Annotated in this window: 1 protein-coding gene; it reads right to left on the reverse strand. The window is 60.2% G+C overall.

All coding sequences use genetic code 11. From position 1 onward, the window contains the following. Window positions 1-221, reverse strand: a 221-nt coding sequence (locus tag Q1A40_RS23100; RefSeq protein ID WP_300006119.1) for a hypothetical protein, incomplete at both ends; no start/stop codon positions are given.

A 221-nucleotide genomic window follows, 5' to 3' on the forward strand; every position in this document is an offset into this window, starting at 1 on the left:
CAGCTGCTGGCTGAGTACCGGCAGGATCTGCTGGTTCAGCAGACTGTCGACGTTACGCGCGCCGGTGTCCGGTAACAGGCAGGCATTCGTCAGTGCCTGGTATAACGGCTCTCCGATATGCGTGCTCAGGCCGTAGTGGCGGTTAAGGCGCTGGCTGACCTGGCCGAGTTTCATCTCGACAATCATGCGCATCGCGCGCTCGCTCAGCGGACGATAAATCA

Source organism: uncultured Cedecea sp., assembly GCF_947498825.1.
Classification (GTDB): Bacteria; Pseudomonadota; Gammaproteobacteria; order Enterobacterales; family Enterobacteriaceae; genus JGM124.